This is a genomic window from Ectobacillus soli (genome assembly GCF_042610425.1).
Taxonomy (GTDB): domain Bacteria; phylum Bacillota; class Bacilli; order Bacillales; family Bacillaceae_G; genus Ectobacillus.
Window position 1 is genome coordinate 155,121 of the sequence record NZ_JBGJZM010000004.1, and the last position, 9,149, is coordinate 164,269.

A 9,149-nucleotide genomic window follows, 5' to 3' on the forward strand; every position below is an offset into this window, starting at 1 on the left:
CTTCACTCCAATCTGTAGTATGCTCTATTTTTTATTTTTGTAGTAGTTGTAATCGCAATATTCAAGTGATTTCGGATCAACATATTTTAAGTGATTACTAGAATAAGACATACGACCTACTACGCCAGGTTCAATGATGCTATTATATTTGTCTTCTGAAAGCTTAGGAGCAGTTTGTTGTACATCTTTTACCCATTTTTGATAGTCATCTTTTGATTGAGAAACAACTTGGAACTCCATTGATGTGAAGTCTTTACCAGAAAAGTTAGAGCTACGTCCTAAATATTCGCCAGGATTATCAGCTTGTAAGTATAAGTCCATGACCATACCATTCATTGTGTACTTCATACCACCAAGGTCTGGAATCCAGAAGGCATTCATTGGTCCTACAGAAGTAAGTTTGAATTTAATAGGTACACCCGCTGGAATGTTTACATAGTTAACGGTTTCAATATTTTCTTCAGGATAACTAAAAATCCATTTCCAGTTGGCTGATGTTACGTAAATTTCGACAGGTTTTACATTACTGTCCGTATTTACAGGTGGTTTTTCTAACGCAAATGTTGTTTTTACAGTAGGGATAGCTAGTGCGATAACAATGATGATAGGAACTAGAGTCCAAATGAATTCAAGTACTTTATTTCCTTCTTGTTCCGGTGGTTCATAATCCATGTTATCTGGGCGTTCACGATACTTGATTACTACAATCGTAAACAAAGTGAAAACAACTACGATAATGACAAGCATTAATGCAATTGACCACATAATCAAGTTGTATTCGCTTCTTGCAACAGGACCTTGTGGATTCAGCACCGAGATATTTTGGCATCCCCCAAGGAACGACAAAATGAGTGATAGTGGAAGAAGTGAAGCAAGCTTCCAAAATGGTTTCTTTGGTTGCACGTTATAAAACTCCTTTCTCTTTTGAATTACACTTACCTAATTAAATAATATAGTCTTTTGCTAATAAAATTAGCAATAGATTGACGTATATTGTTGAAAATTAGACACAAATACATCTTTTTTACGTTGAAAAAGTATTTCAACGTATTTATATTGTAAACTATTTTTCTAGATTGTCGTTAGTTTTTTGCATATTTTTTTCTGTAACATTTTGTAAATAAGAAAATTGTTATCTACATATATAAAATAAGACTAAAAAGTTGATAAATCAATAATGAAAATGCTTTCTATAAATAGAAAAATTAAGGATATTACACAAAAATCCCGTATGTTTTATTATGCTTTTTAAGAGTAATAGATTGAATTGTATGTATTTTTATACTTTAATATACATTTGATATGGACGTTTTTCCGACACATTTCTACTCTACAATAAGAATGAAACTACTAGAAATAAGGAGGATTCATTATGAATAAGAAGATTATCGTGTTCTCACTAGCTGGAGTTTTAGTTACAGGAGGATTATTGGGAGTTAGTAATGCGCTTGCTGCTCAAACGAATACACAAAGTAGTCAAACAACTATTTCCGATCATTTAAAACAAGCGGCATCTCGTCTTGGAATTAACATCGATGGTAAAACTAAGAAAGAGGTACGTAAGGAAGTTCGTCAAGCAACAAAAAGTAAAAAAGAGCAAAATCTTACTAAAGCTGCTGCGAAATTAGGAATTTCTACTGAAGGAAAAGATACGAAGGAAATTCGTAAAGAAGTGAAGGAAGCAGTCCAACAAAAGCGTGTAGATCACTTGAATAAGGTAGCGAAGAGTTTTGGTATTACGACTGATGGAAAGTCCGTTGAGCAAATAAAAAAAGAAGTAAAGGACGCAAGAGCTGCAAAAAAACAACCAACACAACCACAAGCTTAATAAGTTTAGTCTTAATTAAATGAAAATACTAAATAAGAAGGGTAGAATCGTTTCCCCTTCTTATTTAGTATGTATCGATTTTTTACATTGATAATAGTATAAATGAATAAGCGTCAGCATTCATAAAGTTAGGGAAGGGTCAATGGAATAAACTCCTTCCAAACTATGCATGTAGGATAAGGGTGAAAAAATGAAGAAAGTATTAATTGTAGAGGATGAAGTAGCAATTGCGAAGGTGTTAAGTGCCTATTTACGAAAAGCTGGATTTGATGTGTTTATGGTTCAAAATGGAAATCATGCTTTAGAAATATTTCAAGTGAGTAAGCCGGCACTAGTTATTCTTGATGTTATGCTACCAGGCCGAAATGGATGGGAGGTTCTTTCTTATATAAGAAAGACAAGCTCGTGTCCAGTAATTATGCTAACAGCATTAGGACAAACGAAGGATAAATTAAAAGGATTTTCAGCAGGAGCCGATGATTACATTTCTAAGCCGTTTGCGCCGGAAGAAGTAGTTGCACGCGTAAATGCGATTTTAAGACGTCCGTCATCACTTGTTGAGAAGAATAGTGTATGTTTTGGCGGACTCAAAATTGATTTTAGCGGTTCTGCTGTATATTTAAATGGAAATGCTATAGAGTTAGCACCTAGAGATTTATCTTTGTTGTTTTACTTAGCAGAATACCCTAATCAAACCTTTACAAGAGATCAACTTCTTGATCAGGTATGGGGTATGGATTATGAAGGGAGTGATCGAGCTGTTGATTTGTCGATTAAACGATTACGACAAGTTCTAAAGGAATGGGGAGCAGAAGAAGGAGAAATTAAAACATTACGAGGAGTGGGGTATCAACTTTGTGTCTATGAATAAAAAAGTACCTTTATTACAATATTGGACAAGACGATATGTAATTATATTATTTACAAGCTTATTAGTGGTAGGGATTTTATCCGGTGTATGGATAAATCGTTCAACCAAGGAAAATCGTTTGAAAATTATAGAGGTTTATGCACAAAGCATAGCGGAAAAAATTGCTCCGTTTCTAAATGATCGAAACCCAGCCACTATTAATAAGCAGGTTCGGCAAAGAGAAAAAAATTTTTTTGAGAAGAAAACAATTGTGAAGAATGTTGATTTACACTTTCGCATTGTTAATGAAAATGGTGACCTTCTATTTGAACATAATCCCTTCTCAGACACTGTACCTATTCTACCTACATCTACGGAGCAACAAACCCAAAAGTGGCAAGATAATAAAGGAAAAATATGGTATGAAATTACAACCCCGATTATACAGGACGATAAAACAGTAGGTGTACTTTATGTTATCGTGCCAGATCAAGCCCTTTTTGGAAAAACAGATATCACCAAATACTGGTATGTACTCATGTTTTTAATAACAGTAGGTTTTGCAGGTTGGTTTGTTATTTATTTGCTTTCTAAAAAGTTAAGTACCCCTATTCAAAAGCTGGCTATTGCTGCAGAGCAAATTAGTGTTGGAAATTATGATGTACAAGTTGACGAAGAGTTAGTAGAACAAGAACTGTATGAACTAAGTACTTCGTTTCAAGCGATGGCAGAGCGATTAAGAGAGTTAGAGGAATTACGAACTGTTCTTCTAGCAGGTGTAACCCACGAACTGAAAACCCCAGTTACTTCCATTAGTGGTCTTATTCAAGCGGTACGAGATAAAGTTGTAACTGGTCAGGAGGCAGATGAATTTCTAGAGATGTCACTTACGCAAGCAACAAGGTTGCAAACTATGGTAAATGAACTTCTTGACTTTAATGCATTTGCATCAGGGGTATTTCAGATGAATGTATCTGTATTTTCATTACAGACGTTGTTTCATGAGATTGAACAACAATGGAAGATAGGAAAAGAAAATGAAGCAGTCACACTCGAAATAGACACTCCGGAACAAGAGCTACTTGTAAAGGCAGATCAAAACAGAACACAACAAATTTTATTAAATCTTTTAAATAATGCACGTGACGCAAGTAGGGAACAGGTATTCATTCAACTCACTGCCACAGATGAAACTGAAGACGCATATGCAGTTCGAGTGACAGATTACGGAGTTGGAATACAAATAGATGAACAAAGGCATATTTTTGAACGCTTTTACCGAGGTGAAAATAAGAAATATCAGAAGCGTGGTCTTGGTCTGGGGCTGTCAATGAGTAAAATGCTAGCTGAAGCTATGGGGGGATCACTTGTTTTGGAATCCAGCATACCGAATAAGAAGACGACTTTCTTATTACTTCTTCCTAAGGCTAAATAGCAATGAATGAGCATAGGAAAGTTCTACTTTATAGTTGCAGGCATCTCTGTATCTTGTACAATAAGGATATAAATGATGTGGGAGCTAGAAACAAATGATAAAGAAGAGAAGACTATTCATTCCGTTTTTGTTAATCGTTTTGGTTGGAACAGGGTGCAAAAATGGGGCCTTGGATTTGGTTGATCAAGGTAAAAATAAAATAATTCAAACAACACAACAAATTCGATTTGATTTATCAGGATCGGCTAAAGAACATGCGATGATTGAAGGAGTACCGTTTATTCAACAGTTACCGGAACTACGACGGGGATGTGAGGTAACAAGTCTCACGATGCTGCTTCAATATAATGGAATTCAAACCGATAAGATGAAGTTAGCAAAGGAGATAGAACGGGTACCGTTTAAACAGAATCAAATTCATGGAAATCCAAACGATGGGTTTGTCGGAGATATTTATTCTACTTCTAATCCGGGCTATGGTGTTTACCATAAGCCAATTTATCGTTTAGCACAAACTTATGCACCAAATAAAGTGATGGATTTAACCGGACGTGACATAGCTGATATTTATAAATCTGTAAGTATGGGTTCGCCTGTGTGGGTTATTACAAACACTACATTTGAACCGTTACCAGATTCTGAATTTGAAACATGGAGCACGAAAGATGGCGATGTTAAAATTACATATCATGAGCACAGTGTTGTTATTGTAGGCTATGATAATAACAATGTGTATGTGCAAGATCCGCTTGCTGATGGACCGAAATCAGCCATACCACGTGACAATTTTGAAAAAGCATGGGAACAGATGGGAAAGCAAGCTATAGCAATCATTCCGAAAATCTAAATTGATAATGAAATTGAAAATAGTTCCGAATTATATTATCTACTCTACTATTAAGAAGAAAATTATTGTGTACAACATGTTGCATGAAAGAAAACGCTTCAGGGAATACCATCAATGTATAGTAAGAAATAAAGCGATAGGAGGTTAGATGAAATAAATATCCAAATTCTAGGTTGTATGGATACATCTCTCGTTTACATTAAATACACAATCATTACACTAAATTTACAATTAGGATTGTTTGTTAATTGAATACTGAAAATATAAGGGTGCTAAATCATGTGAAAACAATGTACTTAGTATTTAAAGTAGTGGTATTTCATTAATGTCTAGTAATAATAAGGCATTTACTTAAAATTAAAATTTGATTAATACTTACACAATATTAGTGTCCTAATATTAGATTGTACTGAAAAGTAGGCAATAACGGTCAAATAAGAAACTTAAAATTGTATGGGGGTTCGGAAATGATTAAGAAAAGTTTAAAACTTACTTTCGCTGCTTTACTAGTTACAGGTGCTCTTGCAGCATGTGGACAAACTACAGACAACAAGACTAATACTGCAACACCAGCACCAAAACAAGAAATTTCTGGTACAATTACAGCTGCTGGATCTACAGCATTACAACCACTTGCTGAAGAAGCTGCTACAGCATTCATGGCTGCAAACCCAAAAGTTTCTATCACAATCCAAGGCGGCGGTAGTGGAACTGGTATTAACCAAGTAGCTTCTGGTGCTATCCAAATTGGTAACTCTGATGTGACTTCTGCTTCTAAATTAGATGCTGACAAAGCTAAAGAACTTACTGACACAAAAGTTGCAGGGATTGCATTTGCAGTTGTTGTAAATAAAGATGTTGAAGTAACAAACTTAACTACTCAACAAATTCAAGATATCTTCTCTGGAAAAGTAACAAACTGGAAAGATGTTGGCGGTAAAGACGCAAAAATCAACGTAATCAACCGTCCTGCTTCTTCTGGTACTCGTGCTACATTTGAAAAGACATTATTAAAGGGTACAAAAGCTAACGACAGCATCGGTACTGCTCAAGATGCTAACGGTTCTGTAGAAACTGCAGTTAATTCAACTTCTGGTTCTATCAGCTATCTTGCAATGTCTTACTTAGTTGGAGATAAAAAAGGCGCTCTTAAAACTTTACAAATCGACGGCGTTGACGCTACAACTGAAAACATTGCTGCTGGAAAGTATCCGTTCTGGTCTTACGAATACATGATTACTAAAGGCGCACCTGCAGATGCTAACAAAGCTTTCATTGATTACATCGCCGGTAAAGATTTCGAAAAGAAAGTAACAGACATGGGTTATATCCCAATGACAAAACTTAACAAATAATTCAATCGATTTTCTTAAACAGGCTGGCCAATAGAGCCAGTCTGTTTATTCAATTTTATGTAGGTAAGGTGATTGCTTAGATGAAGGGGAAGAAACAAATTAACTACGTTAAAGACGAGTATATTGGTAGAGCACTCGTTACATTTTGTGGGCTTTTAATTGTATTAACTACGTTAGCAATTATTATTTTTATCTGTCAAAAAGGGATACAGTCATTTTTTCAAAGTGGAGTATCTCTTTCTCAAATGCTTACTAGTCTTGAGTGGGGACCAAATGCAACTGTTCCAAAGTATGGGGCACTCATTTTTATTGTTGGATCAACGGCAGTTTCAATAGGTGCCGCAATTATTGCAGCTCCAATTGGTATTGCTCTAGCGGTGTTTATGAATTATATTTCACCTAAATTTGGAAGTAAAGTATTACAACCGGTTCTTGAATTATTGGTTGGAATTCCTTCCGTTGTTTATGGACTTCTTGGAGTAACAATTCTTATTCCACTTCTACGTCAACTATATGGTGGAGTAGGATTTAGTTTAATAGCAGGTATTATCGTTTTAAGTATCATGATATTACCAACAATCGCTAGTATTGCTTCTGATGCTGTACGAGTTGTGCCTTTTGAGTTTTTAGAGGCTTCTTATGGACTTGGCTCAACAAAATGGCAAGCTATAAGCAGAGTAATCGTTCCAGCTGCTAAAACAGGGATTTTAACAGGGGTTGTTCTTGGTTTAGCTCGTGCATTTGGTGAAGCATTAGCTGTCCAAATGGTAATTGGTAACACAATTAAGCTTCCTTCTGGGTTGTATAGTCCTACCTCAACGTTAACAGGTATTTTAACAATGGATATGGCAAACACATTGAATGGTACAGCTTGGAATAATGCATTGTGGTCATTGGCGATGATTCTACTTGTCATTTCCTTTATATTCATATTAATTGTTAGAGCTATAGGGCAAAGAGGTGGACAAAAACAATGAATGCAAGAACAGTTAATTCAATTTGGACAGCCATATTGTATACAATTGCAGTATTAGTCGTTGGTTTATTGGTTTTTCTTATGATTGATATTATTTCAAAGGGATGGGGATTCTGGAATCCTAAATTTCTTTTCGGTAATCCTAGTAATATACGTGCAGGTGGCGGGATCGGACCTCAACTTTTTAACTCATTTTATATGCTCTTTATTACTTTAGTTATTTCTATTCCACTTGGCTTAGGTGCAGGAATATACTTAGCAGAGTATGCTAAACAAGGTCGTTTTTTAAATTTTGTTCGTTTATGTATTGAAACGATGGCTTCTTTACCATCTATCGTTGTTGGGTTATTCGGTTTACTAGTGTTTGTTACTATGACAGGCTGGGGATATACATTAATTGGCGGTGCTTTGGCACTCACAATTCTAAACCTTCCTGGTTTAACTCGTGTTTGCGAAAATTCAATTGCTGATATACCTGCAAGCGTAAAGGAAGCAAGTTTAGGATTAGGTGCAACAAAGTGGCAAACAGTAGTAAAAGTAAGTATACCTTCCGCACTTCCGCAAATTATTACAGGCGTTATTTTAGCAGCAGGAAGAATATTTGGAGAAGCAGCTGCACTTATTTATTCAGCAGGCTTAACGACTCCAATGCTTAATTCTTCAGCTAGTATTTCTAGCCATGTTAATCCATTTAATCCATTTCGTCCTGCTGAAACATTAGCAGTTCATATTTGGAAACTAAATTCAGAGGGAATTGTTCCGGATGCTAAATTAATTGCAACCCAATCAGCAGCAATTCTTATCATAATGGTATTGTTATTCAATATTTTAGCTCGCTTAGGTGCATCTATACTTCATAAGTACTTGTCTGGAACGAAAGTAAGAAGTAGTAAGACGAAGTCTGTAGCTTAATAAATAAAAAGTGGAAAAGAGATAACTCTTAAGGGATAGATTAAATCCTTTTTGAGTTGTCTTTTTTGTGTTTTTAAGGGTTTATGTATGGTTACATTGCTAAATTAATTTAGCTAACTAGTTGTAGGAGAGGATCTTCTTATTATTTCCAGTTCATTATAATTGACGTATATTTCGTACTATAGTAGCATACCCTTGTGGGTAAAAATCTGGCTTTATTTTATAATCTCATTCGCATGAGGGTGGTTTTTGAATGTATGTTATTTTGTTAATCCTTCTATTAATTTGCTATCAATTATATGAGCGTTATGTACCGGTTTATGGAGTAAATAAGATTACAAATGAAGATTGTAAAGAAACAATAAGAAATGTAGTTTGCCTAGATGTAAGAGATTATCAGGATGCGTATAAAGATCCAATTGAAGGAAGTAAAAATTTGCCATATGGATATTTAAAACGATATTTAGATGAAATTGAAAATCGTGATATTGTTATTATTGCTTCAGATGCTATTTTAAAAAACATAAGTATTCGATTATTGCGTAGACACGGATTTCGTATTCAAGGTTACTATATATATAAGTAAGTATTTATTTTGCCATTCCATTTTAGGCCTCGGTTTTAAAAAGTTGAAGTGAGGGAGAAACCCTCACTTTGAAAGGCTTCAAGTTAAGTAGGAAACACATTCAGGAAATAGTGACACAACATTATAAAAAAACTATTGCATTATGACCTGCTAACTGGTATATTTATATGCGTTGTCACTGACAAAAGTTAATTAGAAATAAATGTTGTTGACATCATTTTCTTCACGTGTTATTATATTGAAGTCGCTTAAAACGGCGATGAGTTCTTTGAAAACTAAACAAAACATGAAACGTCAGTTTTATTTTTTAAAGCTTAGACAAACTTTAACTTTTATGGAGAGTTTGATCCTGGCTCAGGA

The 9,149-nt window shown here is 34.9% G+C and carries 9 protein-coding genes; 8 read left to right on the forward strand and 1 reads right to left on the reverse strand.

Going from position 1 to position 9,149, the window contains the following annotated elements; genetic code table 11:
• Positions 1-24 precede the first annotated feature (24 nt).
• Entirely contained in the window at positions 25-903 is an 879-nt protein-coding gene (qoxA, locus tag ACAN53_RS16435) for a cytochrome aa3 quinol oxidase subunit II (RefSeq protein WP_379971241.1), read from the reverse strand.
• A 469-nt stretch (positions 904-1,372) separates the two neighbouring features.
• Here qoxA and ACAN53_RS16440 point away from each other — a divergent pair, with 469 nt between their 5' ends.
• From ACAN53_RS16440 to ACAN53_RS16475, 8 genes are all read left to right on the forward strand, one after another.
• Complete coding sequence (locus tag ACAN53_RS16440) at positions 1,373-1,828, forward strand: hypothetical protein (RefSeq protein WP_379971242.1); 456 nt, start codon at positions 1,373-1,375, stop codon at positions 1,826-1,828.
• A 190-nt stretch (positions 1,829-2,018) separates the two neighbouring features.
• Positions 2,019-2,699, forward strand: coding sequence for a response regulator transcription factor (locus ACAN53_RS16445; RefSeq protein ID WP_379971243.1), 681 nt, complete (start codon positions 2,019-2,021; stop codon positions 2,697-2,699).
• A complete protein-coding gene (locus ACAN53_RS16450) occupies positions 2,692-4,113 on the forward strand; it encodes a sensor histidine kinase (RefSeq protein WP_379971256.1) in 1,422 nt (473 codons plus the stop codon). Before ACAN53_RS16445 ends, ACAN53_RS16450 begins: the two co-directional genes overlap by 8 nt.
• 94 nt (positions 4,114-4,207) lie before the next feature.
• Entirely contained in the window at positions 4,208-4,960 is a 753-nt protein-coding gene (locus ACAN53_RS16455; protein ID WP_379971244.1) for a C39 family peptidase, read from the forward strand.
• A 467-nt stretch (positions 4,961-5,427) separates the two neighbouring features.
• Positions 5,428-6,315 carry a phosphate ABC transporter substrate-binding protein PstS family protein gene (locus tag ACAN53_RS16460; RefSeq protein ID WP_379971245.1) on the forward strand — a complete coding sequence of 296 codons (888 nt, stop codon included), beginning with the start codon at positions 5,428-5,430 and terminating at the stop codon, positions 6,313-6,315.
• Positions 6,316-6,395: 80 nt separating this feature from the next.
• Entirely contained in the window at positions 6,396-7,292 is an 897-nt protein-coding gene (gene pstC / locus ACAN53_RS16465; protein WP_379971246.1) for a phosphate ABC transporter permease subunit PstC, read from the forward strand.
• Complete coding sequence (gene pstA / locus ACAN53_RS16470) at positions 7,289-8,203, forward strand: phosphate ABC transporter permease PstA (RefSeq protein ID WP_379971247.1); 915 nt, start codon at positions 7,289-7,291, stop codon at positions 8,201-8,203. Before pstC ends, pstA begins: the two co-directional genes overlap by 4 nt.
• 253 nt (positions 8,204-8,456) lie before the next feature.
• Positions 8,457-8,789 carry a hypothetical protein gene (locus ACAN53_RS16475; protein WP_379971248.1) on the forward strand — a complete coding sequence of 111 codons (333 nt, stop codon included), beginning with the start codon at positions 8,457-8,459 and terminating at the stop codon, positions 8,787-8,789.
• Positions 8,790-9,149: the final 360 nt, after the last annotated feature.